This window comes from Arcanobacterium urinimassiliense (assembly GCF_900119495.1).
Lineage (GTDB): Bacteria > Actinomycetota > Actinomycetes > Actinomycetales > Actinomycetaceae > Arcanobacterium_A > Arcanobacterium_A urinimassiliense.
Genome location: NZ_LT632435.1, coordinates 1,084,216 through 1,110,454 on the forward strand (window position 1 = coordinate 1,084,216; position 26,239 = coordinate 1,110,454).

General features: G+C 48.6%; 20 protein-coding genes. 7 read left to right on the top strand and 13 right to left on the bottom strand.

Translation table 11 applies throughout. From position 1 onward, the window contains the following. Positions 1-33 precede the first annotated feature (33 nt). Positions 34-1,179 carry an alkaline phosphatase family protein gene (locus BQ7117_RS04955; protein ID WP_073996469.1) on the bottom strand — a complete coding sequence of 382 codons (1,146 nt, stop codon included), beginning with the start codon at positions 1,177-1,179 and terminating at the stop codon, positions 34-36. Positions 1,180-1,297: 118 nt separating this feature from the next. On the opposite strand from BQ7117_RS04955, the gene BQ7117_RS04960 reads away from it, so the two are divergent. Further along, on the top strand, positions 1,298-3,727 hold the full coding sequence (locus tag BQ7117_RS04960; protein WP_073996470.1) for a DNA gyrase/topoisomerase IV subunit A: 2,430 nt from the start codon (positions 1,298-1,300) through the stop codon (positions 3,725-3,727). A gap of 35 nt (positions 3,728-3,762) precedes the next feature. On the opposite strand, the gene BQ7117_RS04965 is transcribed toward BQ7117_RS04960, so the two are convergent. The 3 genes from BQ7117_RS04965 to BQ7117_RS04975 form a co-directional block, all read right to left on the bottom strand. Then, complete coding sequence (locus tag BQ7117_RS04965) at positions 3,763-4,821, bottom strand: GNAT family N-acetyltransferase (protein WP_073996471.1); 1,059 nt, start codon at positions 4,819-4,821, stop codon at positions 3,763-3,765. 79 nt (positions 4,822-4,900) lie between these two features. After that, positions 4,901-7,039: a DNA gyrase/topoisomerase IV subunit B gene (locus tag BQ7117_RS04970; RefSeq protein WP_073996472.1), complete on the bottom strand. Its 2,139-nt coding sequence runs from the start codon at positions 7,037-7,039 to the stop codon at positions 4,901-4,903. A 70-nt stretch (positions 7,040-7,109) separates the two neighbouring features. Beyond that, positions 7,110-7,316 carry a DUF7455 domain-containing protein gene (locus tag BQ7117_RS04975; RefSeq protein ID WP_073996473.1) on the bottom strand — a complete coding sequence of 69 codons (207 nt, stop codon included), beginning with the start codon at positions 7,314-7,316 and terminating at the stop codon, positions 7,110-7,112. 119 nt (positions 7,317-7,435) lie between these two features. Here BQ7117_RS04975 and BQ7117_RS04980 point away from each other — a divergent pair, with 119 nt between their 5' ends. Further along, positions 7,436-8,110 (top strand): 3'-5' exonuclease, encoded by a 675-nt coding sequence (locus BQ7117_RS04980; RefSeq protein WP_073996474.1) that lies wholly within the window; start codon positions 7,436-7,438, stop codon positions 8,108-8,110. Positions 8,111-8,217: 107 nt separating this feature from the next. Here BQ7117_RS04980 and BQ7117_RS04985 read toward each other — a convergent pair whose 3' ends face one another. Then, positions 8,218-9,942: an RNA polymerase sigma factor gene (locus BQ7117_RS04985; RefSeq protein ID WP_419865609.1), complete on the bottom strand. Its 1,725-nt coding sequence runs from the start codon at positions 9,940-9,942 to the stop codon at positions 8,218-8,220. 267 nt (positions 9,943-10,209) lie between these two features. Continuing rightward, positions 10,210-11,487 carry a DUF4192 family protein gene (locus tag BQ7117_RS04990; protein ID WP_161939422.1) on the bottom strand — a complete coding sequence of 426 codons (1,278 nt, stop codon included), beginning with the start codon at positions 11,485-11,487 and terminating at the stop codon, positions 10,210-10,212. 112 nt (positions 11,488-11,599) lie between these two features. Between BQ7117_RS04990 and BQ7117_RS04995 the strand changes: the two genes are divergently transcribed. From BQ7117_RS04995 to pknB, 3 genes are all read left to right on the top strand, one after another. Further along, positions 11,600-12,667, top strand: coding sequence for a polyprenyl synthetase family protein (locus BQ7117_RS04995; RefSeq protein WP_073996476.1), 1,068 nt, complete (start codon positions 11,600-11,602; stop codon positions 12,665-12,667). Positions 12,668-13,054: 387 nt separating this feature from the next. Further along, positions 13,055-14,446 (top strand): LysM peptidoglycan-binding domain-containing protein, encoded by a 1,392-nt coding sequence (locus BQ7117_RS05000; protein ID WP_073996477.1) that lies wholly within the window; start codon positions 13,055-13,057, stop codon positions 14,444-14,446. A 97-nt stretch (positions 14,447-14,543) separates the two neighbouring features. Next, on the top strand, positions 14,544-16,601 hold the full coding sequence (gene pknB, locus BQ7117_RS05005; RefSeq protein WP_073996478.1) for a Stk1 family PASTA domain-containing Ser/Thr kinase: 2,058 nt from the start codon (positions 14,544-14,546) through the stop codon (positions 16,599-16,601). Positions 16,602-16,666: 65 nt separating this feature from the next. Here the strand turns inward: pknB and BQ7117_RS05010 are convergent, their stop codons facing one another. From BQ7117_RS05010 to BQ7117_RS05040, 7 genes are all read right to left on the bottom strand, one after another. Then, positions 16,667-18,001 (bottom strand): 3-deoxy-7-phosphoheptulonate synthase, encoded by a 1,335-nt coding sequence (locus tag BQ7117_RS05010; RefSeq protein ID WP_073996479.1) that lies wholly within the window; start codon positions 17,999-18,001, stop codon positions 16,667-16,669. A 108-nt stretch (positions 18,002-18,109) separates the two neighbouring features. Then, complete coding sequence (locus tag BQ7117_RS05015; RefSeq protein ID WP_073996480.1) at positions 18,110-19,336, bottom strand: pyrophosphate--fructose-6-phosphate 1-phosphotransferase; 1,227 nt, start codon at positions 19,334-19,336, stop codon at positions 18,110-18,112. Positions 19,337-19,386: 50 nt separating this feature from the next. Further along, entirely contained in the window at positions 19,387-19,812 is a 426-nt protein-coding gene (locus BQ7117_RS05020) for a hypothetical protein (protein ID WP_084789916.1), read from the bottom strand. Between the two features lie 90 nt (positions 19,813-19,902). Continuing rightward, positions 19,903-20,850: an FKBP-type peptidyl-prolyl cis-trans isomerase gene (locus BQ7117_RS05025; RefSeq protein ID WP_073996481.1), complete on the bottom strand. Its 948-nt coding sequence runs from the start codon at positions 20,848-20,850 to the stop codon at positions 19,903-19,905. 49 nt (positions 20,851-20,899) lie between these two features. Then, positions 20,900-21,250, bottom strand: coding sequence for an iron-sulfur cluster insertion protein ErpA (erpA, locus tag BQ7117_RS05030; RefSeq protein ID WP_073996482.1), 351 nt, complete (start codon positions 21,248-21,250; stop codon positions 20,900-20,902). 85 nt (positions 21,251-21,335) lie between these two features. Further along, positions 21,336-22,499 (bottom strand): hypothetical protein, encoded by a 1,164-nt coding sequence (locus tag BQ7117_RS05035; protein ID WP_073996483.1) that lies wholly within the window; start codon positions 22,497-22,499, stop codon positions 21,336-21,338. A gap of 28 nt (positions 22,500-22,527) precedes the next feature. Continuing rightward, positions 22,528-23,871 carry a dipeptidase gene (locus BQ7117_RS05040; RefSeq protein ID WP_073996484.1) on the bottom strand — a complete coding sequence of 448 codons (1,344 nt, stop codon included), beginning with the start codon at positions 23,869-23,871 and terminating at the stop codon, positions 22,528-22,530. Positions 23,872-23,989: 118 nt separating this feature from the next. On the opposite strand from BQ7117_RS05040, the gene BQ7117_RS05045 reads away from it, so the two are divergent. Together BQ7117_RS05045 and BQ7117_RS05050 are read left to right on the top strand one after the other, a co-directional pair. Further along, the gene (locus BQ7117_RS05045) at positions 23,990-24,676 is read left to right on the top strand and encodes a DUF3043 domain-containing protein (protein ID WP_073996485.1); all 687 of its coding nucleotides are present in this window, start codon (positions 23,990-23,992) and stop codon (positions 24,674-24,676) included. A gap of 60 nt (positions 24,677-24,736) precedes the next feature. After that, positions 24,737-26,221, top strand: coding sequence for a leucyl aminopeptidase (locus tag BQ7117_RS05050; protein ID WP_084789918.1), 1,485 nt, complete (start codon positions 24,737-24,739; stop codon positions 26,219-26,221). Positions 26,222-26,239: the final 18 nt, after the last annotated feature.

A 26,239-nucleotide genomic window follows, 5' to 3' on the forward strand; every position in this document is an offset into this window, starting at 1 on the left:
TGCGGCTCACTCGCCAACGCAGTAGCTAGGCGACTAGCAAAGTTCCATAATTAGCGGTATTTGCATTTCTGCTTCCGTGCGCGATCCGTGCACTCCCACCATAGAAATTGCCGCCGAACTATGCACCCGGGAATCTACAAATCCGGTAGTATCTTTCGCAATTGCCCATACATCCCCGATGGCTTGCTGCGCCCGTGCACTAACTTTTCCTAACCAGCCGCTCGCTATGAGCTGCTCTTTTGTATATATCCAAGCAATATCGGCCACTTCGTCTTCCCAGCGTTTCGCCACTGCTTGCGGATCAGAAGTATATATTTGAAAAGCTCTTTCTTCTCCGGCTACGCATTCCACATCTTTACGCAAAGCTGACATCGCCGCTATATCTATTTTCCGCTCTGCATCTACCATGCCATGATCGGCAGTAAGTATTACCAGTGTGCCGGGGGGAACTTGCCGCAGTAGACTCCCCCACCCCATATCGAAGTATTCCAATTCATTAATCCAGCGTTCAGATTTCCAGCCGTAACGATGCCCCACCGCATCTAGCTCGCCCCAATATAGGTAGACGAGTTTTTTCCCCTTCCGCAGCGCATTAGCCGCCGCCTGTACTCTTTCTTCTAAACTCTCTGCCGGCACTACCGGTGCTCCGCGCAAGGCCGCCATGCTCAAACCAGAAGCAATAAATTTTTGCGGCTGGATAATTGCCGTATGTATCGCTTCCTCTTTCAGCATCTCAAATAGCGTGGGATTATTTTGCCATTTTTCCGCTGAGATTCCGGCATCATTCCAGTTAATCAGTGAAAAAACCCGGCCGTTATAGGGAGAACGCAGCGCATAACCGGCCATGGCGCTTTCCCCCGGCAATAAACCCGTCCCGAAAGCGGTAATAGCGGCCGCAGTGGTAGAAGGAAAGACCGTATTTATATGCGTATCTATATCCAGGGCGCGCAGATTAGGAATATGCCCGCGCCGCGCCTGTAACTGCTGGTAGCCTAAGCCGTCTACCAATACTACACACACCTGGGAGGCTGGAGGAATTTGCAGAACTTGGCGCGCTGATTCGCCTGCTTTTACAGAGTATCCCACTGCCGCTAACGCCGCCGGTAGCACTGATTCTAGACTCTGATTACTTTGCAAAGAACTCGCAAAAGTGCTGCTGCTTGGGAAATTTCCATCCATAAAATAACTACCTATAATCTTTACCCCTATCTTTCTAAAATACTACACTCTCCAAATCTCACATTCACACACGGCTGTACTTCCAGGGAAAAACCACTAAATACCTCATAATAGGAATATGGCGAAAAAACGGGATGTTGTAATCGAAGAACATATTGAAGATATCGACGTATCTGAAGAAATGCGGAAATCTTTTTTAGAGTATTCCTATTCCGTGATTTATGCTCGTGCTCTTCCCGATGCTCGCGACGGCTTAAAGCCAGTACAGCGGCGAATTCTTTTTCAGATGTATCGTATGGGTCTGCGCCCTGATAAAGGTCACGTGAAATCTTCCCGCGTAGTGGGAGATGTGATGGGGCGGCTGCATCCACACGGAGATACTGCCATATATGACGCCATGGTGCGCCTCGCGCAGCCTTTTACTATGCGTCTCCCCCTTGTAGATGGCCACGGTAATTTTGGTTCTCTCGACGACGGCCCCGCGGCTCCACGCTACACAGAAGTACGTATGGCGCCAGCAGCACTGGCGATGACGGATTCTTTAGATGAAGAAGTCGTGGATATGGTGGCAAATTATGATAATACTTTGCTCCAACCAGAAGTGCTACCAGCAGCTATCCCCAATTTGCTAGTTAATGGCGCCTCGGGAATTGCGGTAGGGATGGCCACCAATATGCCATCGCATAATTTGCGAGAGGTGATCGCCGGAGCACGCCATTTACTTATGCATCCGGAAGCAGATTTAGATGAATTAATGCGCTATATTCCTGGCCCGGACCTGCCGGAAGGCGGAAAAATTGTGGGGCTAGAAGGAATACGGCAAGCCTATGCCAGTGGCCAGGGAATTTTCCGCACGCGCGCCACTGCCCATATTGAGAATATCTCGGCCCGGAAAAAGGGAATAGTAGTCACGGAGCTCCCCTATCTTACGGGAGCGGAAAAAGTAATTGAAAAAATAAAGAGCGGTATTCAAAGTAAAAAGCTTAAAGGAATCTCCGCGGTGCAGAATCACACTGATCGACACCACGGAATGCGGCTCGTCATCGAAGTGAAAAATTCTTTTAACCCCGAAGCAGTGCTCGCCGCACTCTATAAGCACACTCCTTTAGAAGAATCTTTTGGTATAAATAACGTGGCTTTAGTAGATGGACAGCCGCGACTTCTCGGATTAAAAGACTTACTAAATGTATATATCGACCACCGACTACAGGTGACGCGCCGGCGCAGCCAATTCCGGCTCAATAAAGCTTTAGAGCAACTACACCTTATTGAAGGCCTGCTCATTGCCTTAATGGATATCGACGAAGTAATCCAAGTAATTCGTTCTTCCGAAGATTCCGAGCGCGCGCGGCAGCGCTTAATGGATATTTTCGATCTTTCACAGCGGCAAGCTGAATATATCTTAGAGCTACGCCTACGCCGGCTCACTAAGTTTTCCCAACTAGAGCTGGAAAAACAGCAAGCAGATTTACAAGAAAGAATTGCTTATCTGCAAAAAATTCTGGCCTCTGAGGTGGAGTTGAAAAAATTAGTGTCCGCAGAGATGCAAGAAATTGCCGATATTTACGGCACGCCTCGGCGCACTTTATTACTAGAAGCAGATAGCGTAGCTGAGACTGACAAGAATACAAAAATGCAGCTAAAAGTGGCAGATGATCCTTGTTGGGTGCTCTATTCTAGCACCGGGCGAATTGCCCGCGTGGTGAGCAAAAATCCTCCCAGCCGTTCAGGCCTGCGGGCTCCGCACGATGCCCTGCGGATGGCCGTAGCTACTTCCAACCTGGCAGAAATCGGGGTAGTAACTTCACAAGGAAACATGATACGGCTTTCCGTCGTAGATATTCCGGCTATTCCCGAGACCGATTCTGCCCCCAGCTTGGCCGGAGGAGCTCTCTTAGACGAGCTGCTCCTCCTAGGAAAAGATGAACGCCCTGTAGCTATATGCAGTTTAGAAAAATCTGCTCCCCCCTTAGCCTTGGCTACTTGGAGTGGAAAAATTAAACGTCTAATCGCCGATTATCCGCTAAAGAATAATTTTGAAATAATTTCTCTACAAGAAGGTGACGAGGTAATAGCCGCTTTCCCTGCTGCCGATAGCAGCGAAATTGTGCTTATAACTTCCCAAGCCCAGTTGCTACATTTCCCAGCCACGGCAGTGCGCCCGCAGGGGCGCAGTGGCCAAGGTATTTCCGGTATTAAACTTCCCGATGCGGCCTCCGTAATTACCGGAGCAGCAGTGGAAAATGAGGAATTTTCAACTTACGCAGTAGTGACTATCTCTGGAGCAGCTGCCGCACTGCCGGGCACTACGCCGGGGCGCGCTAAAGTGACACCACTTTCGGCTTTCCCAGAAAAAGGCCGAGCTACTCAAGGGGTAAGGGCGCAGCGCTTCTTAAAAGGAGAAGATATTCTCACCCGTGCTTGGGTCGGTCCGTTACCTGCCCGCGCCGTAGATGCCAACGGCAAAGCGGTAAGCCTCCCCGAAATTGAGGAAAAACGCGATGCTTCTGGCACGCCGTTAAAACAGGTCGTATATGCAATTGGCTAAGGAAAAATAGTAAATCAAGCTAAAAACTATTAGTACTATAGATCAATTGAATAGACGATATTGGCAGCATCTGGAGTAAATCCAAAAGGCGAGAGGAAAGATTCTTCCATCTTCATTTCACTGCCGATTTCCACTTGTAGCTGCGAAAACTCCGCGGAGATAGCATTAGCGATAAGTGCCAGCACTAGTTCCGTCTCCAGCGATTTATCGCGCATCCCTCGTTCTACGCCAAAATCTTTTACCACTAAGGCCTCTTGATTGGGCATACACAGCGCATAGCCGATAATTATGCCCTCCTGGAGAAGCAAGAGCGAATTATCTGCGGAGAAACGTTTCCGATATATTTTCCAATTAGTCTCCGATAGCGGTTGACGCTGGCGTTGACTGTGCGAAATCAAAATACGATTGAAAATACGGCGCAATTCTTCGTCATATTCCGCGCTAAAAGGTAAAAGGGTATAACCTTTTGCAGCTATGCTTTCTCGAGCTGCTTTTCCGAGATAAGCATCTCCTGCAGTGAGCGAACGCTGAAAAGTAGTAAACCGACATTTGGCCGAAAATCCTCCTGCGGTAAGCAGACGCCGCCGTTCGGTATTGCGCGCATCCACCTGAGTACAAATAGCAAAAGGTAAATCGCGCCCATCCGCCAATAGAAGCTGGCGTGCCCGCCCATCTTGCCATTCCAAAATAGTACGGCCGATTCCTTTTCCGCGCCAGCTATCGCTGACTACACCCACAATTTGCGCTTGCAATTCGGTAAGCGCGTCCTCCGCAACTTTCACTAAAGCAAATGCTTTTACTTCTCCTGCGCTATTCCAACCCGCCAGCGTATCGGCATGAGCCCCCGCTGCTAGCGCGGCCGCTAAAAATTCACTAAAAGCTTCGATGCTAGAATCTTCTCCAGCTATTAAACCACTACCTGCCTCGCGATACAGCTCTATTATTGCTGGCATATCGGAATTTTGTATCCGGCGCCAGCTCAAACCGAGATGCTCCCCCGGGTAAGGAATCTTTTCCGGAGCTTGAATTCGGCGCTCTAAAGTACCGCTCAGACTACTTTGCCGGCTTTCCACCGCCGAATTTTTTTCCACCATAGTAGCTACTTTAACAAATTATTTTCTCCTGATATTTCGCTGCCCTAGTTACGATTGTGTAAATTAAAACTCACCGCAACTATGCGTCGATATCAGCTCGGGATATATTAGCTGCGCCCTCTACAATAAAATCTTTGCGCGGAGCTACCTCGCTTCCCATCAGCATTTCAAAAGTTTCTTCCGCATACTGGAGGGCAGCGGCATCTTCCATAGAAATACGCCGCAGCGTGCGATGCGCCGGATCCATCGTAGTTTCAGCCAGCTGGTCGGCATCCATTTCTCCCAGGCCTTTATAGCGTTGAATCGGCTCTTTATAACTACGCTTCTGCTGCTTTAACCGTGCTAATTCTTGATGTAGCTGTGCTTCCGAATAAGTGTAGATATATTCTTTTTCTCCGCGTTTTCCGCCCGCAACTTCAATTCGATGTAGCGGAGGTACGGCCGCATATACCCGCCCCGCTTCTACGAGCGGGCGCATATAACGGAAAAACAGCGTGAGCAGCAGGGTGCGAATATGGGCTCCATCTACATCGGCGTCAGTCATAAAAATAACTTTTCCATAGCGGGCAGCATCTATATCGAAAGTGCGCCCCGATCCTGCTCCCACCACCTGGATAATTGCCGAAACTTCTTTATTTTTGAGTATTTCTCCCGGAGTAGCTTTCTGCACATTGAGAATTTTCCCGCGAATGGGAAGCAAGGCTTGGAATTCTGAGGAACGCGCCAATTTCGCAGTACCCAGAGCAGAATCGCCCTCTACAATAAAGAGCTCAGATTTTTCCACATTTTCACTGCGGCAATCAGCTAATTTAGCCGGGAAAGTGGAGGTCTCCAGCGCATTTTTCCGCCGCGATATCTCCTTTTGGGTGCGCGCCGCCACTCGGGCTCGCATCTCCGCCACTATTTTTTCTAGCAACCGCATATTTTCCGTCTTTTTATCGCGCTTTCGCGAGCTAAGTAGTTCCGTCAGCTGCTGCTCTACTATCTTTGCCACTATTGCTCGCACCGGAGCAGTGCCGAGCACTTCTTTAGTTTGCCCTTCAAACTGTGGCTCTGGAAAACTCACCGAAATGACGGCAGTTAGCCCGGCGAGGATATCTTCCTTTTCAATACGCGGATCGCGCGCTCCTACTTTTAACTGCCGCGAACGCGCATCTATTTGCGCGCGGACTGCCTTCACAAGCCCCATCTCAAAACCCTGTAGATGCGTCCCCCCTTTGGGCGTGGCGATAATGTTGACGAAAGATTCTTCTTTCGTATCGTAACCAGTGCCCCACCGCAAGGCGATATCTACCTGACATTCGCGCTCTACCTCTACGCTGTGCAAATGCCCTGATTTCTTATCGAGCTGCTGTACCACCTCGGAAAAAGTATCCATGCCCCGAATATGCATTACTCCCGTGAGCGCAGGATCTTCGGCTAAGTATTCCGCAAAATCTTTCACTCCCCCGGCATAATGAAACTCTTCTCGCCCAGCTACCTCTCCAGCGGCAGAATCTTCTTTAATCCGCTTATCCCAAAGCGATATCCGCAATCCAGGCACAAGAAAAGCTTTTTCCCGCACTCTTTCCCGCAATTCTTCATAGTTGAAGACAGCACTAGCTGGGAAAATTTCCGGATCTGCCCAGTAGCGCACCAAAGTTCCCGTATTTTTCTGCGGAACTTTCTTAATTACCCGTAGCTCAGAGCTTTCCGTAAAAGGGGAAAATGGCGCATCCGGGCGGCGGGTACCTTTTTTATCGCTAAAGATTCCCGGTTCGCCGCGCTTAAAAGACATCGCCCAAGTCTTGCCATCGCGATTTACTTCCACATCGAGGCGTTCCGAAAGTGCGTTTACCACAGATGAGCCTACGCCGTGTAAACCACCCGCTGCCGCGTATGATCCGCCGCCAAACTTTCCGCCTGCATGCAGCTTCGTATATACGACTTCTACTCCCGAAGCTCCGGTACCAGGCACTTCATCCACTGGTATTCCTCGGCCGTTATCTACTACCTCTACTGATCCATCTTCATAGATAGTTACTTGAATATGGTCGGCGTATCCTTCGAGTGCTTCGTCTACCGAATTATCGATAATTTCCCAAGCACAATGCATAAGACCACGCGAATCGGTAGATCCGATATACATTCCCGGGCGTTTCCGTACCGCTTCCAGCCCTTCTAAAACTGATAAATGACGGGCTGTGTATTCTTCTTGCCGTTTCCCTTTATTGACCACAGGTAGATTTTATCTGATAGAAAATGACCTAGCAGGAGGCTATGAGGCGTGCTGCTCACATCGCCACGAATCACGAGAGAAGTGCAGTTTCATCCACAATATAGGTAGCTGTTTTTGCTAGAGCTTCCTTGTGCTTCCGCCCGTGATGAGCGCAAAAATAGAGAGCACCATTTTGCAGCTCGGCTTTCATATAGGCGCGGGCACCGCATACATCGCATCTATCTGCCGCAGTAAGCTGCGGCGTTTCCACTGACTTTTCGGCAATAACTGTACTCACACTTCGATATAAACACTATTAAAAGGAAAATTCTAGATACCGCTCTTATCTTTCGCCACTGACGAACAAAACACTGCTACATATTTGGTAAAAGTTCTCCACTGTCTTAGGCTGAAGAGGTGTGTGAAACTACTGCCGGAGTTACTACCGGAGCTGCGGCGCGCTACTGCGTAATCGATTTAGAGACTACTGGTCTTTCCCCGCAGCATTCGCGCATAATTGAAATTGCTGCCGTGCAGCTAGATGAAAACTTGCAAGAAATAGCGGCCTGGAATTCACTTATTTCTCCATTCCCGCCTGGTGCTCCGTTACCTTCCACTTTGGGGGCACAGTGGATACACGGAATTACTCCCGCAGATCTACTTGGAAAACCCCAATTTTCCGCCTGCTACTCGGAGCTAATTTCTCTGCTTTCTGGCACCGTCATCGTGGGGCACAATATTAAATTCGACTGCTCCTTCTTAAATGCCGAATTTGCCCGCAGCGGCTCGCCACTTTTTATTCCTGCTACTGCCACTGCCTGTACCCTAGATTCTTCCTATATCTATTGCCCACCCGGACCTCACTCTCTTGGCAAACTGTGTGCTCGGCTGGAAATTGAAATTCCGCATGCACATCGCGCACTCGACGATGCCCGCGCCACAGCAGAATTACTGCGTATTTTTGCCGCTAAAGAAGCACGCGGAGAGCGTTATACAAACTCTGCTATTAATCGCCAACACGAAGAGGTACAGCCCTGCGCCTGGGAAAAAGCCCAGGCATGGATTCCGCCGGCACAGCTGCCTTTTATATAGACTATATGAGTTTGTGCCCTTTAGATAAGGCTATGCCCTCTTATATAAGATGGCGATTTCTTATCTAAAACTGCACCTTAAATCCCGAAAGCCGGGTAAATATATGCTTAATCTAAGTAATCGCGCAGCACTTGGGAACGTGAAGGGTGACGAAGTTTCGACATCGTTTTAGATTCAATCTGCCGAATCCGCTCGCGGGTAACTCCGTATACCTTACCGATTTCGTCCAAAGTCTTAGGCTGCCCATCACTTAAACCAAAGCGCATAGAAACTACGCCTGCTTCTCGCTCGGAAAGCGTATCCAACACCTGTTGAAGTTGCTCTTGCAAAAGAGTGAAGCCTACCGCTTCTGAAGGCGCTACTGCTTCGGAATCTTCGATTAAATCACCGAATTCAGAATCGCCATCTTCCCCGAGTGGGGTGTGCAAAGAAATAGGTTCCCGCCCGTACCGCTGGACTTCCACTACCTTTTCTTCGCTCATATCCAGCTCATTAGCGAGCTCTTCTACAGTAGGCTCTCGCCCTAAATCCTGAAGCATCTGCCGCTGTACGCGCGCTAATTTATTGATTACTTCTACCATATGCACCGGGATACGAATGGTTCGCGCCTGGTCAGCCATCGCACGGGTAATCGCCTGGCGAATCCACCACGTAGCATAGGTGGAGAATTTATAACCTTTGGCGTAATCAAACTTTTCTACTGCTCGTACTAGCCCTAAATTGCCTTCTTGAATCAAATCTAAAAAGAGCATTCCCCGCCCGGTATAGCGCTTTGCCAGCGATACTACTAAGCGTAGATTAGCTTCCAATAAATGATTCTTCGCATTATGCCCATCCCGTGCAATAATTTTTAATTCACGCTCATACTTATGATCGGAAATTTCGGAAGTTTCTAAAAGATGGGCAGCATAAAGACCGGCTTCAATGCGTTTTGCCAGTTCCACTTCCTGGGCAGCATCCAGCAGTGCCACTTTTCCAATTTGCTTTAGATAATCTTTTACCGGATCTGCCGTCGCTCCCGCCGCAGTTACGCGCTGTTTAGGTTCATCGGCATCATCCGAATCTTTCATTACGAAAGCGCCTGCCGAATCTTGATCTTTTCCGGCTTTACTAGAAGTTACGATGACGGTCTGGGTTTCTTCATCCAGTTCTTTTTCGTCTTCGTCTTCGTCCTCTTCTAATTCACTTTCATCTGTATCGACGCTCTCGGTATCGTCGTCATCGTCATCTTCTTCAATGAATTCTTCTTCATCTTCCGAAAATTCTACGTCGTCGAAATCCTCTAACTCATCGGGAGTAGCAGCTGTTTCACTTTCTTCCGGAAAATCTTCTTCTACTGCTTCTAAATCATCCGCGGGTTTTACTTCTTCTTTTTGGGCAGAACGGCTCTTCTTTTCTGCCTTTTCTGTCGCTTTTTTCGCAGTAGCTTGCTTTGAGCTTTCTTTTTTCGTAGCCGCTTTCGTAGCTTTCTGCTCTTTTACTTCTTTTTTAGCGGCTTTCGCAGTTTTATCGGCCTTACTATCTTTATCGTCTTTATCAGCTTTACTAGCTTTAGTGTTTTTGCCAGCTTTACTAGTTTTAGCGGCTTTGCCTTTTTTATCTTCTTTATCTTTTTTCGCCGGCTGTGCCTTCGCTGCTTTCGGCGCTTTCGGTGCCTTTACTTCGTCTTTATCTTCTTTAGCAGCTTTCGCAGTCTTATCCACCTTAATAGCTGGAGCCTTCTTATCGGTCCTAGCAGCTTTACTCTTGCTAGCTTCGGGAGCTGTGTATTCAATAAGTTCTTGTTTTGTAAGAGCCGTCGCAGCTTCTTTACTCAACTCCCCCCGGCTCACCCGGTACTCTACCCAAACAGCTTTTACGGCACTTTTCACGGGCCGTTCCGCACTCGCAGCTAAATTAGAATTTTCCGCAGCGCTTGGCGGTAGCTTTTCGGCAGTGCTTTTCGCAGTATCTTTTTTAGACTTAGCAGCCACAGGTGACCTTTCATATCTAGGTATTAGGCGGGCAAAAGCCAGCCGACTCATTATAACTAAAATAATCTCGCTACGCGAAAGCGCCCCACTAAAGCGCCATTACCTAGAACGCGGCTGAAAAGGTTTTTATTCCCAATTCGCAGTATTTTCTAGCCACGGCGGAAAAAGTTGCAAATGCAATGCCTTTTCTAATAGCTGTGCCAATTGATATTTTGCATCTATCTGTTGCGCTTGTTGTAGATAAAAATGCGCATAATCACCTTTTCCTAACCACCAATACAGATAAGCAATGACGCTAAAAACACTCACTTCTGGTACCGAGCAAGAAATCTGAATCCTTTCCAGAAAATGAATTACTTGCAGTATTTTCGTCTTATCTGGCAATTCTCGGCAAGCTGCATCGAGAAAATCCGCGATCTGTTCTTTTGAAATCCCCTGCAAGCTAGAAAGCGGCGCATATACTGCATAGAGAATCACCTTATCACGCACTTCGATATTCCGCAGCCCAATTAGTAAGTGCTGTGCAGTATTCGAATCCAATTTCCGCGCACTTCGCAAAGCTAATTTTTCTACATTTTCCGCTGCAGATATTTTCCTTATTCCCCGCTCTGCTTGATTCGTTATTCCCAGATCTACTTGTGGCTGGGTATTATCTGCGCCAGCGTTCTCCCTAATTTCTCCGCATTTACTATTACTATTTTTAGTTTTGATAAATTGCGAAAGCATTTCCTCCCACAGTTTTTCCGCCTCCACCGATACGCGCTGCAACGCAGCTAAATCTACTTTCTCAATCGGAGAATTATTCCCCACACTCTGCTTTCCTGAACTCTGCTTCCCCACACTCTCCCCGGCAGGCGGAAGTGGAAAATGATTTAATGGTGCCGAACCACCGTAAATTAGTTGCATTCCGAGATTCCCAGCGCGCAAATCCGAAAAATTTTCCAGCTTTGGCAAAGTTGCACCCATAGACGAATCAAAAAGATATCCCCACTCTCGATAATCAGTAAAAAATCCCCATATCCCTATTTTTAAGAAAGTGCCATTTTGCTGGCGTTTTTGCTCTAGCTCTGCACGCATTTGCCGCAACCTCCGCCCAAGCAAAAAATTTTTTTGCATAGCTACACTGTTTTTGCTGTACCAAGCTATTACCGCAATATCGGCAGAAAAATCAATAAGCATCTGGGTACTGCGCGTAGCTAACTGCGCAGCCGAAAGAGAATTATCGCCTGGAAATAACAACAACGGGCCAGCTTGATAGAGCTTTTGCCGCACCGGCGCAGATTCTGTATCTAATATTTTCCGTAAGGCAAGTACCACTATTTTTTGTTGCGGATAATATCCCAATAGATGAGGTATAAGTAGCAGCGTATCTGCCAGATTATCCAGATGAAATTCTCTTTCCATACCGCCAGAATAATGAGGCTGGCGATGCCACATTTTCCAAAAATAATTCCGCAGCTTTGAATTCACGCTCGCCCGATTGTGGACAAAATCGCCTATAGATTAGGCTAAAGGTATGGAAAAAATAATCGCGGAGTTTCGCCAAGCAGTAGAAGAGCATATATCTACCGAACTTTCTTCTCGTTCCTGGCTGGGCGATACGCCGGCACTTCCGGAACTAGATGATTTTCTTTTTCCTGCCCGCCAGCTTCTGAGCCAAGGAAAGCGCACGCGTGCCCTATTCTTAGCCGCCGGTTGGGAACTATACACCGGAGACAGCACTTCTTTACCAGTACAAGGCGGAGCTGCCTTAGAAATTTATCAAGCCTCCGCGCTTGTACACGACGACATCGTGGATGCCGCTACCCGCCGCCGCGGTTTACCGACTGCACATATAAGTATGCAAAAGCAACATGAGAATTCTAATCTGCAAGGAGAAAGTTGCGCATATGGCAAAAAATCAGCACTTTTACTAGGAGATTTTCTACTTTCCCTCGCCGGATGTGCATTTGAAAAGGCCGAACACAACTCCCCCGCTGCTTTCGCTGCTGCCCGCCGCACTTTTCACAAAATGACGGCAGAAGTAGCCTATGGGCAGTACCTAGATAATCGCGCCGAATATACCCCGCTCGGAGTGGGAAATTCCGCGGCAATTACCCGAGCTCTGAATGTGCTCTACCATAAATCTGCCCGCTATTCGGTAGAAATACCTCTGCGCCTCGGAGCCCAATTAGCCGGAGCAGATTCCGAGTTTCTCCAGCAAATTTCTAATTTAGGGATCCCGCTCGGGCAAGCTTTCCAGTTGCGTGACGACGCTCTTGGATTATTTGGAAAAGATGCCGTCATGGGGAAAGCAGCCGGAGGAGATATTACCGAAGGGAAACGCACGGTGCTGCTGGCAATGATTCGAGAAATGACTGATTCAGATTCGCGCCGCATTATCGATAACTATCTAGGAACTCCTCTTCAAGAAAGCGATTTGGCAGCTATACAAGGCATTGCCAAAGAATGTGGAGCTTATGCCCGTCACGAAGATTTAATTGCTGAAAAAGAAGCGACTGCGGCACAGGAACTCGAAAAACTGCCCGCTGATTCGAAAATTCTTCGTTATTTATTGACGGCACTCGCTGGGCGAAAATTTTAGGAATTATTTTCGCTAAATTTCTTCTATTTAATTTCTGGGAAAAGCACCTGAGTTTTACGAGAGACTATTAGCTATTTCTGGAAGACTCTTCTACATTCTTAAAATCTATGTATTCGAAGAATGCATTCTTAGAGTACATCCTTAAAAACCGAATATTTCCTCAAAAAGCTTGTGCCGCATTTCTCAACTAGTGACGCCAAGAGATTTTCCGCCATTTTTAGCTAAATTTTTCTAATTTAGGCGCAATTCACATATATTAATCCGCTATTTCCCAAAAAAGCTTTGCGACACACCTCAATATGAACTATTATCACTTTTGTAACATTCTAATCAAGAATATCAATTTTAACGGCTTGATTTTTCTCGGCAACTGTATGGAGGTTGGCCTTGTCTAAGAAATATGGTGTAAAAACGGGTACGGCATTAGCCACCGCTACACTAGTAGGAATAATTGGCGCAGTGGGCACTACCAGCGCCAACGCAGCTCCGGCGCCAGCAAATATGCAGGGAAATCTGGCCCTACATAATAAAGCACTTGGAGCTTCTGTGCAGAAAGCCGCCCCGCGCACTACATATAAAGTACGCAACGGCGATACTCTCTGGGGAATCTCCCACAAATTTGGCACCACGGTAGCAGCTATTGCCCAGGCAAATTCCCTGCACAACGTGCACTTAATCTATCCGGGGCAAACCTTAGTAATCCCTAATCAAAAAACTGCTCCCGCTGCGGCGCCTGCCGCTCCCGCTGCCGCTCCCGCTGCGGCTCCACAAGCAGCACCGAGCGCACCTGCTCCGGCTGCCAGCGCTAATAACGTCTACACCGTAAAAAGCGGCGATACCCTCTGGGGAATCTCGCGGGCGCACGGAGTAACTATTCGTAGCATTACCGCTGCAAATCGCATATCTAATAGCTCCCTGATTTTCCCAGGGCAGCGCCTTGTGATTCCGGCTAAGAACGCGCCCGCCACTACTACCCCAGTGGCGCCAGCGACTCCTGCGGCTCCTGCCCCCGTGGCACCTGCTGCACCTGCTCCGGCGCCAGCACCGGCACCACAATCTGCCCCGAGTGCACCTGCTCCAGTTGCGAGTAGCAATACCGTCTACACTGTGCAACGCGGCGATACCCTCTGGGGAATTGCCCGGGCCCACGGCACCAGCGTGAATGCTTTGGTACAGCTAAATCGCATCGCCGATAGCTCCCATATTTACGTTGGGCAGAAACTAACCATCTCCGGAACTTCTAAGAATGCCAGCGTCGCCACTCCGACCGCACCGGCTGCTCCGAGTCAGAAGCAACTCGTGACCAATAATTTCCCTGGTTATACCTATCCAGATGCCACGGTACAAGCCGCTAACGAAAACAAGAATGCGCTTATCAATTCCAGCGTGCCAAGCCGCGCAGAAGTACAGAGCATGATTGTAAGTACGGCTCAACAAATGGGCGTAGATCCGCGCTTAGCATTAGCGCATGCTTTTGTGGAATCTGGATTCGATGCCACTGCCGTATCCCCTGCTAATGCTATCGGTACTATGCAGGTAATTCCCAGCTCTGGCGTCTGGGCCTCGCAGCTAGTAGGAAGAGATTTAAATCTGCTTAACCCCGCTGACAATATTACGGCTGGAATTGCAATTATTCGCTCGCTGCAAAATAGCGCCAGCTCCTTAGAAGAAGGCATTGCTGGCTACTACCAGGGATTGGGCGGCGTGCGCCGTTATGGCATGCGCTCCGACACTGTACAATATGTAGCTAAAGTAAAAGCAGCGATGAACCGCTTTTAAAAGTTAGTATGCTTTTGAAAAAATAAATTATTGCATATAGACACGCGAGTCCGGCTGACACTTCAGTCGGACTCGCTTCATTAGGTAGGCTAGATACGTGGAAATTGTAGATCCGCTATTAGGAAAAATAATTGCTGAGCGTTATTTAATAAAAGCCCGCATCGCTCGCGGAGGAATGGCCAGCGTATACCGTGCTCTCGACAACCGGCTGAATCGAGAAGTGGCAATAAAATTTATCCATCCGCATCTGGCGGAGCAAGCCAATTTTACGCGCCGTTTTATTCAAGAAGCGCAAGCGGCTGCCTCTCTTTCCTCTCCTTATATAGTAAATATTCACGACCAAGGCATTGCGAATACTCCGGCCGGCGAACGCGCTTATCTCGTAATGGAACTGGTATCCGGCCCTACTTTACGCAGTGAATTACAGAAAAATGGATCTTTTAGCCTCGGGCAATGCTTGCAATTATTGAAGCAAATTTTGCTCGCCTTAGGGACTGCCCACAGCAGAGGAATTATTCACCGCGATGTGAAGCCAGAAAATATTCTCTTAACCAAGCCGGTGGATAGCGGTGAAAACCGGTCTACTACCGACGCACAAGTAAAAGTAGCAGATTTTGGACTGGCAAAGGCGGCCAGCGATAGCGATTCTCTCCATACATCTTCCGTACTGGGGACAGTAGCCTATGTAGCACCGGAAATCATTGAAAAAGGAAAAATTACGCCTGCCGCCGATATATATGCCGCAGGTATTATGCTCTTTGAGATGCTTTCCGGAAAAACTCCCTATACCGGAGATTCTCCACTCACTATTGCCTGGGCCCATGTAAATAAGACGCTCCCCCGCCTGCACGAACAAGCCGATTGGATTCCGCCGGAAATTGATTCTTTACTCGCGCTTTTCACTGCGAAAGACGCAGCTACCCGCCCAGCAGACGGGAATGCTGCCGCAGCTGCATTGGACAATATTGCGCAAGGAATTCCGGAAGAAAAACTACTGCGCCGTATCCCGATATTTCCGCCGCGCATCCCCAAAGCTGCGGAAGATACGGAAGATACTCCGGAGAATCCCACTCTACAGATTGATACACAGGCCGCCGATTCCTCAGCGGCCGCTGCACCGATCTGGGCAGATGAACCGGCGCCAGCTAACACAGCCACCGGCGTATTGCCAGCAGATTTTTATCCCGATTCTGTAGCCAGTGCAAATTCTGCTGAAGCAGATTCGCCAGAAATAAATTCCGCAAAAACCAAGAAGAGTAAAACTCCCTCGAAAAGACGCCGCCCCTTTTTGATTTTACTTATCGGCCTAATTCTTACTGCTCTCACTGGGGCAGCTTGTTGGTGGTTTTTGGCAGGCCCGGGAATGCGAATAAAAGTACCGGAAATAACCAATTTAAGCGCACCGGCGGCCCAAGAAGCACTCGAAAAAGCTGGATTCAAAGTGGAAGTGAAATCAGAATTTTCGGATGATATCGCTGCTGATCACGCCACTCGCACCGACCCGGCTGGCGGGAAAAAAGCTAGCCCCCGGAAGCCTTTACTGCTCTATATTTCCAAAGGAGTAGAACAGCTCGAAGTGCCCGATGTTATTGGGCTGAGCAAAGAAGAAGCCGTCAAGAAACTCAAAGATGCTCGCTTCCAGCCAGAAATCACCGAAGGCTGGTCGGATTCTATACCAAAAGATAGCGTGGCGGCTCAAACACCACAAGGTGGCAAGATAGTAGCACACGATTCGCCGGTCACTATCACTATTTCTAAAGGGAAAGAGCCCTTAACGGTGCCAGATTTACAAGGAAAATCGCGCGCAGATGCCGAAGCGGCTCTCACTAAGATGGGTTTGAGCGCTTCCTATACGGAAGAGTATTCCGATAGCGCCGCGAAGGGGCAAATCATCGCCCAAAATGTGGCAGCTGGGCAGACTCTCTACCGGGGAGATGTAATAGCTTTAGTGGTTTCGAAAGGTCCGCATCCTATTGCAGTACCTTCAGTAGTAGGAATGGCGGAAGAAAGTGCAAAACGTACCTTAGAGAACGCTGGATTCCATGTAGAGCGGGAAGCCTACTGGGGAGGCTTCCTAGGGCAAGTACGCTTCCAGAGTCCAGCCGGCGGAGAAATGGCTCAACCTGGCACTACGGTAGTAATTAAAGTAGTCTAAACGCAGCTTCTAGCTATCCAATTTCTAAGGGCTAGCCAGAGGTTCCAAGGGCTAGCCAAAGAAATCTAATTATTGGGCTGAGCGAATTCGCGAAATATCTCTGCCACCCGAAAAGCAGTCTCTAAAGATTGCCGTCGATTCAACCGCGGATCTACCAGCGCCTCATAACGAGTAGCAAGGATATCTTCATCTATTTTCTCTGCTCCGCCCAATACTTCTGTCACGTCGTCACTGGTGAGCTCAATATGAATTCCTCCTGGTACCGTACCCAGCTGAAAATGTATCTGAAAGAAGCGATAGAGTTCTTCCCAGATATCTTGCATCCGCCGCGTCTTGTAGCCATTACAAGCCGAAATCGTATTGCCGTGCATCGGATCGCTTATCCAAGTGACCACTTTCCCTTCCCGCTGCACCGCTTCAATGAGCGGAGGCAGCAGGGCAGATATCTTCTTTGCTCCCAGGCGCATAATTAAACTGAGACGACCCGGCTGATTTTGTGGATTCAATTTTTCAATTAAGGCCAGTACTTCTTCTACCTGTGCCTTAGGTCCAATTTTTACACCTATGGGGTTCGAAATATGGGAAAGCATCTCCACGTGCGCTTCGTTTATATCGCGGGTGCGCTCTCCTATCCAAAGAAAATGGGCACCAAAATTATAAAGACGATCTTTTTTCACTCCGCAGCGGGTAAGTGCTTCCTCATAACGAAGTAACAGCGCCTCGTGTGCAGAATAAAAATTACTTTCGGGTGGAGAAAACTGGGATTTTTCGGGATTTTGCCGAAGATACTCCGCAATTTCCGCCATTAAATACTGGTAACGACTATAAAGCGGATCGATAGCCGAATTACTGGTCGGCAAAAAAGAATAGTGCCAATCAGGAAGCGGTTCGGCCGCAAAATTGTGAATAAAATGCAAAGTTTTTGCCGCGTGCCGATAGGCTTCCAGCAGACGTTCCGGATCGAAGCTGCGCGAAGCCCGCGTAAAAGCAAAACCATTTACGGCATCACCCCGATAGGACGGCAGTTCTATTCCATCTTGGATTTCCGTAGGAAGCGAACGCGGCTTTGCATATTGCCCCGCAATTCTTCCTACCTTCACCACTGGCAAAGAAGTGCCGATATTCAGCACCAATGCCATCTGTTGCAGCGTCTGTAACTTAGCTCGAATACGCGCCGGTGAAGAATCTACAAAAGTTTCTGCGCAGTCGCCCCCTTGCAGCAGAAAAACTTCCCCTCTTCCGCTTGCAGCAATTAGAGAAGTCAACTCATCGATTTCTGCTTGGGGAACTAAGGGAGGTAAATTATGAATCTCCGTAATTACTTTTTCTAAAGCAGCAGAATCAGCATATTGGGGCTGTTGGCGGGCAGGGAAATTATGCCAAGCTGTACTACTAGCCATGCATCACTCTCATTTTTCGACCTTATTCACAGCAACATCCGCTGAGCAATAATTCTCACCCAGCGGATGCGCCATTAATATAAACTTGCCCGGAAACGCCGATTTCCCTTAGGGAAGTTCCACCGGCTTCGGCTCCCAAGGCTGGCCAATTTCCTCCATCAGCTCTTTAAACCAAGGCTGATTTACGTCAAACGGCTTTGCTCCAGCTACCCGCTTGAAATCGATGGCGGAGAGCGAACCAAGATTCTCTTCGTCTTCTCCAATTAGCCCTGATTTACCAGCCAAAGCGCACTCTACTGCTTTCTCAGCTACTGCGGCAATCAACTCTAAATCATAAGCGTTGGAGTGAGCGGAACGGGAGAAGTATCCAGATTTCTGCACCATCACTTTTTCTGCTCCAATGCTGAGCGCAAAGCGATTAGCAAACCAAGCACCTGGATTAATAGTATCTAGCTTTACGTGCCCGAACGGATCACGCTCTACTTCGATGCCTTCTTCCAGCATTTCCTCAATAATTTCGGCTACTCCAGCTCCTTCAGAAAGGAAGATATTTACATTCCCGATTTCGTCCATAATTGCGCGCAGACGGGAAGCTTCCGTATCTAAATCAAAAGTAATTTCCGGAATATAGAGAGCATGTACATCCCAGCGCTCCTTCATCAAACCAGCCGAAGGTAAGAATTGCTGCTCTTTCACCCAATTATGGTAATCAGCAGTGCCCTGCGCCGCTAGATATCCGCAATTTCGCCCCATTATTTCATGAATAATGAGCATACGCGGGTTGGAACGGTGCTCTCCAATAATATTTTGTGCATAGCGAGATACTTGATCAGCTGCCGTACGCGCACCTAAAGACTGCTTAATTGGCACGATATCGTTATCGATGGTCTTCGGTAAGCCTACTACCGTCAACTCGTAGCCATTTTCATGCAAATAAGCAGCTAAATCCGCCGCCGTAGTATTGGTATCATCGCCACCAATTGTATGTAGTACATCTACACCGTCTTGCTTTAACCGCTCGGCAGCTACCTGCAAGGCATTTTCACCCGGTTTAATAAGGCCGCGCTCTACTAAATTTTGGGAATTAGTAAGCTTTACGCGCGAATTTCCAATTGGCGATCCACCAAAATTCTTCAATACCCCGGCATTCTTCCGCGCCTCTTCGTCAAAGACTATATAGTTACCGGTGAGCAAACCGTGATAGCCATATTGATAACCAATAATTTCAATACTCGGATCGTATGCATCGTAGCGCTCAATTAATTCTCCAACTGCAGTAGAGAGACAAGGGGCGAAGCCGCCTGCCGTTAGTAATGCTACCCGCCGAACTGACATGGTTTCCCTTTCTTTTTCTTTATTAAAGTTTCTACTAGCTATTTCAAAAACTATTTAGCAAGCTTTTCCCGCAGAATGCGCGCCGCTTCTCGGCTTATCTCCCGAGGCTGAATGGGATACTGCAAAATAGCATTCGGAGCCGCCGAGCGTGCTAGCCACTCATCTTGGGGGCGCGCAATGAGCACGATATAGGGCATATCCGGCACATATTCATCGCGGACTTTCTTTCCCAGTCCAATTCCACCTAGCTTCTTCGCTTCGGCGTCCAGAATCAAAAGGGAAATTTCTCTTTCTTGCACCTTCAATTCTGCTCCTGGCCAAGTAGCTGCTTCTACCCAATTGATTTCGGGTAGATCATTCGCGAGATGAGTACCAATCGCCGCTATTACTTCTTCCCGCACCGTACGGTTATCGGAATACACCATCACATTGACGGTGCCCGGCTCGGCTGAAATTTTTTCTTCTCTTTCTGCCATTCTTCCTCCTACCTAGCAGCTAAAGAGCATTCTCTCTAAGTGTATCGATAATCTAATTTTTGAGCTACTGAGTATAGCGCCTATTTACTTTTATTCTTGCGGAGCTGGGCCGGCCATCTGCCCCACAATATCTACTACTACTGCGTATGCCCCCGCAGTCGGCGATTTAGTATCACTAGTAGCTGGTTTCTCGATGAGTACCCGCGAGCCTATCGGAATTCCGACTAGAGAATCGAATACACTTCCACCGCCGATCTGTACTGGCTGCGGTCCAGTAGATACATAGGTACTCTCCCCATTGGAGTTATCCCAGAACGACATCGCATACTGAATATAAGCAGTAGTATTCTTATCCCCTAGTGGTTTTCCACTACCACGCGCGATTACCGTAGCTTTCTGAGCAGTCGGTTCCGGAATTCCCGATTTTACTTTCACCTCTATTGGAGCCCCTAATTCCCCGGTAATCTCCACTGGAAGTTTGGCAATATCAGCTTCTTTGGTTGCATTGGCTTCACCCGCCTGATTGCGCCCATAAGAATCGATTATTTCTATATAGAAGGAAATTACATCTTCCGGGCCGATACCCGCATTCTTATTTCCACCCTGCGGGCCGTATCCTAAATTAGCTGGCACACTAAGCATTAAATGCGTACCTACTTTTTGCCCAGCTAAACCGTCTTTCCAGCCTGCTATCACCTGATTTAAGGAAAATCCACTCGGAACTCCCCGCTCAAAAGAGGAATCGAAAGGTTTGTCGTTACCCCAAACTTGCCCTACGTAATGAGCGATTACAAAATCATCTGCAGCTACTTCTTTACCGTCACCGGCTTTATCCACCTGCACCTCTAATTTTTCCGGCGCCTTAGTAGCGGGAAATTTTATCTTTGTGCTGGCATCCTTCCCCACTAACTCTAATTTTTCGCCGTTCCAAGCCGGGAGCTTATCTGCTTTTCCTTTTCCAGATTCGGAGCCACTACAAGCAGCAATACCAAAGGCTAAAATTCCCACTAGGAAAAGGGCAGTAATTTTACGCTTCATGAATTTGTCCTTAATCGCAGATTTACCTTAAGAAATATCGGGAAATATCTCAGTGAAAAGATTCTCCGCATGCGCAGGTGCCTACCGCATTTGGATTGTCAATAGTGAATCCTTGCCGCTCAATCGTATCAGCGAAATCTACCGTAGCACCATCCAAATAAGGCGCCGACATCTCATCTACCACAACTTCTACACCCGAAAATTCGCGAAGCAAATCTCCTTCTAAAAGGCGCTCGTCAAAATACAGCTGATAAATAAGCCCTGAGCATCCCCCGGGTTGCACAGATACGCGCAAACGCAAATCATCCCGACCTTCCTGCTCTAATAAAGATTTTACTTTCGCAGCCGCCGCGTCGGTAAGTACTACTCCATGCGTAGCCGGTTCTTGCTTATCACTCATTTAATTTCCTCTCCCTTATATTTTCAGCAGGCAGTCCTAAGAAGTTACTCTAGTCTTTTCCTAAAGAGCGCGCCAACCCTAAGTATTACCAGCCCCAAGTGTGCGCTAAACGTTGCACGGCCTGCCCTAATTGGACAGGAGTAACCTGCACAGTTGGAAACTGCATATACTGCGATAGCGGTAAAAAAGCGGATTCTGGATGCAGCTCATAGCACCCGGCCAGCCCATATTGCGGAATATCTCCCCGGCGCAGAGTAGAAAAATCCGTGAGTACGAGGCAAGCAATAGCGCGCTGGGCTGCTACCTGCGCAACCTGGCGTAAACCGGCCGGAAAATCGGCTGCTATATTTCCCCCGATATAGGCCACTAAATCAGCAGTGGCCATAGCTTCCCGTAATTTCACTCCGATATGAGCTGTATACAGATATTCACCTAGTGGCCAACAAGGAATATCGCAGAGAGCGCCTAGGAATCCGATTCCACCACCTACGCCTGAATTAGCAGAACGGGGAGAGCGAGCAGAAAGCGGAGAGCTTTCAAAGTGGATAGAAAAATTGGATTCGCTGCTTTCCGCGCTTTGAGCGCTGAGCAAATCTGGATAGTAGTGATCTGCTATTTTCCCTATTTTATGCACCCACTCCCCGACTTGCCGCGAAAAATCTTGTGCTTCTTCTCCAGAAATACCGTAGTGCATCCAGCTGCGGGCCATACCAGAAATACCGTCCAGCACTTGCGGAGTATCGAAGGTAATTACCGTCTGTAACTCTTGTAAAGTGCGGCGCAGCGCCAGATAGCTGCCGGCTAAATTATTTTCTTTCGCCGTGCCAAAACTGCCTAAAAATCCTTTCCCTAAATCCGTAGGCGCCATGAAGCGCGGCAAGTGCAGATGTAGATTCTCCACTCCAATTTCCGGCAAAGCTTGTACAGTTTTTCCTAAATCAGCAGTGGAGCCAGTCAAAGATTTTTGGCCATACCAGCTGTGGGTGGTGGCACAATCTATTACTGCATGCCGGCCCTGCGCCATCGAAAAAGCGGGATATGGAAGTGGAAGCGGAGTAATTTCTCCAACTGCCGCTTCATATACCTCCGCTAATCCGCTCCCTACGCCCGGAAGTGGACTTCCTTCCGTGAAAGGAAAAATTTGCAGAGTATCCTCTGGGCGCACTTCTTTCCAAGCTGTCTGCGCAATATCGGCTACCTGCTGCCCAGTCAAACCGGGCAGCGGTAGGCTCAGCAATAAGATATTCATCGACTATTTCCGCAGCCGAGCCGGGATTTTACTCCCCGAGCTTAGAAAGCAATAGTGCTTCGGCCGTAATAGCTTTCTGCCAGTCCCCTAGATGCAAAGATTCATTGGCAGAGTGCGCGCGTGAATCTGGATCTTCTACACCCGTCACCAAAATTTCCGCATTCGGGAATAGCTCAGCTAGATCCGAGATAAAAGGTATCGAACCACCAATACCCATATTAATCGGTTCCACTCCCCAGGCCTCATGTAACGCCCAATGAGCCATTTCATTCGCCGGAGAATCCGTATCCGCAATAAAAGAGGGACCGCATTCATTTACCCGCACATCAATATGCGCTCCAAAAGGCACATGTTTGCGCATATGTTCCTCTAAAGCCGCCGCCGCTGCGCGCGGATCTTGCCCCGGAGCTACTCGCAGGGAAAGAGTGAATTCTACCTGCGGAATCAGAGTGTTCGAAGCTACTTCATTTGGAGTTACGTCCATGCCGATTACCGAAATAGTCGGTTTAGTCCAAAGCCGCGAAGTGAAAGAACCACTGCCGGCAAACTCTACACCATCCAAAATACCGGTATCTTTGCGAAGCACTTCTTCTTCATAATCGACGGTGGCAGTATCAGATTGAGCTAAGCCCTCTACAACAATATTCCCAGCTTCGTCATGAAAAGTAGCAATAAGCCGAGCAGCCACGGTGACCGCATCAATTACCGGCCCAGAATACATTCCCGAATGCACGGGATGATCCAACACAGCTACCCGCGCACTCATCTGCACTACTCCGCGGAGCGAGGTAGTGAGAGAAGGAGTACCTACCTGCCAATTATTAGAATCAGCTACGACTATTACATCGGCTTGTAGCTCTTTTTTATAAGTATGCAGGAAATCGACGAAAGTTGGCGAGCCTACTTCTTCTTCTCCCTCTACAAAAAGTGTAATTCCCACTCCGGGATTGGCCGCTTCAATTGCCGCTAGATGCAGGACTACTCCCGCTTTATCGTCAGCTGCGCCTCGCCCAAATAGCCGGCCATCTTTTTCTACCGCTTGAAAAGGCTGCGTATCCCAGAGCTCTAAATCGCCAGTGGGCTGCACATCGTGATGAGCATAGAGCAGTACCGTCGGTTTCCCAGGTGCAGCCGGGCGCTGCGCCAAAATAGCTGGCCGCCCTTTTTTACCAGAATCGGTCTCTAAGTTTATTATCTGCGCCGAAAGCCCCAGTTTTTCCGCCTCTTCCGCGATCCATTTCGCCGAGCGCTTCAAGGTAGATTGATCAAAAGAATCTACCGAAATAGAGGGAATCGCCACCAAATCTACTAATTTACTTTGCCATTTAGAAAAATTATTTTTCACTTGCGAAGTCACTTCATCTATATTCATATTTCTATTCTAAGGCAGAATTTCTCCTGACGCCCAGGCTAATAATCCCGGTTACGTATTTTATTCCGGAATTAGCTAGAATAAGGGAGCTGCTGTTTAGCGAGTAAAGGATGTTTTCTTGGTATTCAAAAAGAAGGAATCTGCCCCAGAAAAAGAAGCAGAAAAGACCCCGCAGAAGCTCGCGGGAGGCTATACACCGCCCAAAGGTGCGCCTACTCCCAAGCGAAAAGACGTAGAAGCTCGGAATCGCCGCCCAATCGTAGCAGATCGGCGCAAGATGAGCCGCAGCGAAAAGAAAGCTTGGAAGCAGGAAAATCGCCGGAAAAATGACGAACTTTACCAGCGCCAGCAGCAAGCTATGCGCAGCGGCGATGAGACACATATGCCACCGCAGCATAAAGGAAAAATTCGCCGGTGGGGTCGAGATTTTGTAGACGCCTCCGCTCCTATTTCGGCTATGTTTATGCCGATTGCGATTCTGCTCATGTTGCCCTTAATGTTTTTGCAAGTGCGTTTACCGCAAATTTCGCGCTACAGCGTGCCCCTGCTCTACGCACTTTTCATCCTGATGGGCGTGCACTCTTTCGTGGTGGCAAAACTGGCGAAATTATTAGCTGGCTATCATTTCGGATTTGCCAATGTGCCGCGCGGTTATCTGATGCAAATGTTTGGCCGGGGCTTTTATTTCCGCCGCTGGCGTCTTCCCTCTCCGCAAGTAAAGCGTGGGGAATTTCCAGAAGGAGTGAGCTGGAATGAAATAAAGGCTGCCTATCGCGCGCAGCGTGCGTATAAGAAGAAGAAATAGGCCGGCAGCTTCGGAGATGATACGAGAGGCGAGAGGCGAGCAATTTTTGAGAGAGGGAAAATGATGGTCAGCATAGAAGTAGTGAAAAAATTAGATTCTCTAGCAGCTCCGCTCGCCGTCGGTATAAAAACGGAAAAAGATTCTCGCCAGGTTCAGGTGCTGAGCAATATCCCGGACTCCGCATTTTTAGCGCAGCTCTCTTCTTCCCTTACCGCAGTAGGCGCAGATTGCGCTCTCGGAGATAGCTATCTTATTCCTTCTCCGCTCGATTCACGCTATCCCTTAATCGCCTCTGGTTTAACTGAGACTGGCTCAGATGCGCTCCGCCAAGCTGCCGGCGCCGCTATCCGCGCTGGGCAAAAGGCACTCAGTAAATACCAAGAAAAAGACGCAGTTATTTCCCCGGTAGTTATTGCGCTTCCCCACAACCACGCGGATCAGCTACAAGCTATTTTAGAGGGTGCGCTGCTGGGAGCCTATCAATTTACTGCCTATCAGCAAGCAAAGAAGGCACAGCTACAAAAAATTATCGTACTTTCCGCGGTGGAAAATCCCGAAAAAATTATTGCCAAAGCGCAGCTGATTGCGCAGGCAGTATATCAAGTACGCGATCTAGTAAATACGCCGGCGCGCGATTTAAATCCGCAAGATTTAGCCGATATCGCAGTAGCGGAAGCGGCGAAGTACGGTTGCCAAGCAAAGGTATTCGCGGGAGCAGATTTAGCTAAGGAGCAACTTGCTGGAATAGCGGCGGTAGGTGCGGGATCTGCTACTCCGCCGCGTCTGGTACGCGTGGAATGGGCACCGGCCCAGGCCAATTATTCTATCGCCTTGGTAGGGAAAGGAATTACTTTCGATAGCGGCGGTTATTCTCTGAAGCCACCTACTTCTATGGTGGATATGAAAACGGATATGACGGGTGCTGCCACCGTCTTAGCAGCTACGCTTAGTGCGGCGCGTTTGAATTTACCTATTCGCGTGACGGCGTGGTTGTGCTTAGCAGAAAATATGGTCTCTGCCTCTTCTATTCGCCCCGATGACGTAATCACCTACCGCAATGGAAAATCGGTAGAGATAAATAATACCGATGCGGAAGGGCGTTTGGTGCTGGCAGATGGTCTCCTCATGGCCTGCGCCGAAGAACCGGATGAAGTAATAGATATCGCCACTCTCACCGGTGCAGCTGTGGTGGCACTGGGTGAACGCCTCAGTGGCATTATGGGCACTCCGGAGATCCGAAAAGCCGTACGCCAAGCCGCCGATACGGCAGGAGAAGCCGCTTGGGAGATGCCTTTACCCGCACATTTAGCTACCGGGCTGCGCAGCCGCATAGCTGATATGAAAAATTCGGGAAAACGCCCCGGCGGAATGCTCGTGGCTGGGCTCTTCTTGCAAAACTTTGTAGGAAATACACCGTGGGCACATATAGATATTGCTGGGCCAGCTTTCAATAATGAAAGCGCCTATGGATATACGCCAGCCGGAGCTACCGGCATAATGCTCCGCACGCTAGTGCAACATCTGGAAAATAAATGCCAAAATTAAAGTGGGATTGCAATAACC

Bases quoted from the DNA above. Each gene is read 5' to 3' on its own strand.
- BQ7117_RS04955 (WP_073996469.1), bottom strand. From the start codon at position 1,179: ATGGATGGAAATTTCCCAAGCAGCAGCACTTTTGCGAGTTCTTTGCAA.
- BQ7117_RS04960 (WP_073996470.1), top strand. From the start codon at position 1,298: ATGGCGAAAAAACGGGATGTTGTAATCGAAGAACATATTGAAGATATC.
- BQ7117_RS04965 (WP_073996471.1), bottom strand. From the start codon at position 4,821: ATGGTGGAAAAAAATTCGGCGGTGGAAAGCCGGCAAAGTAGTCTGAGC.
- BQ7117_RS04990 (WP_161939422.1), bottom strand. From the start codon at position 11,487: ATGGAAAGAGAATTTCATCTGGATAATCTGGCAGATACGCTGCTACTT.
- BQ7117_RS04995 (WP_073996476.1), top strand. From the start codon at position 11,600: ATGGAAAAAATAATCGCGGAGTTTCGCCAAGCAGTAGAAGAGCATATA.
- BQ7117_RS05010 (WP_073996479.1), bottom strand. From the start codon at position 18,001: ATGGCTAGTAGTACAGCTTGGCATAATTTCCCTGCCCGCCAACAGCCC.
- BQ7117_RS05015 (WP_073996480.1), bottom strand. From the start codon at position 19,336: ATGTCAGTTCGGCGGGTAGCATTACTAACGGCAGGCGGCTTCGCCCCT.
- BQ7117_RS05020 (WP_084789916.1), bottom strand. From the start codon at position 19,812: ATGGCAGAAAGAGAAGAAAAAATTTCAGCCGAGCCGGGCACCGTCAAT.
- BQ7117_RS05025 (WP_073996481.1), bottom strand. From the start codon at position 20,850: ATGAAGCGTAAAATTACTGCCCTTTTCCTAGTGGGAATTTTAGCCTTT.
- erpA (WP_073996482.1), bottom strand. From the start codon at position 21,250: ATGAGTGATAAGCAAGAACCGGCTACGCATGGAGTAGTACTTACCGAC.
- BQ7117_RS05035 (WP_073996483.1), bottom strand. From the start codon at position 22,499: ATGAATATCTTATTGCTGAGCCTACCGCTGCCCGGTTTGACTGGGCAG.
- BQ7117_RS05040 (WP_073996484.1), bottom strand. From the start codon at position 23,871: ATGAATATAGATGAAGTGACTTCGCAAGTGAAAAATAATTTTTCTAAA.
- BQ7117_RS05050 (WP_084789918.1), top strand. From the start codon at position 24,737: ATGATGGTCAGCATAGAAGTAGTGAAAAAATTAGATTCTCTAGCAGCT.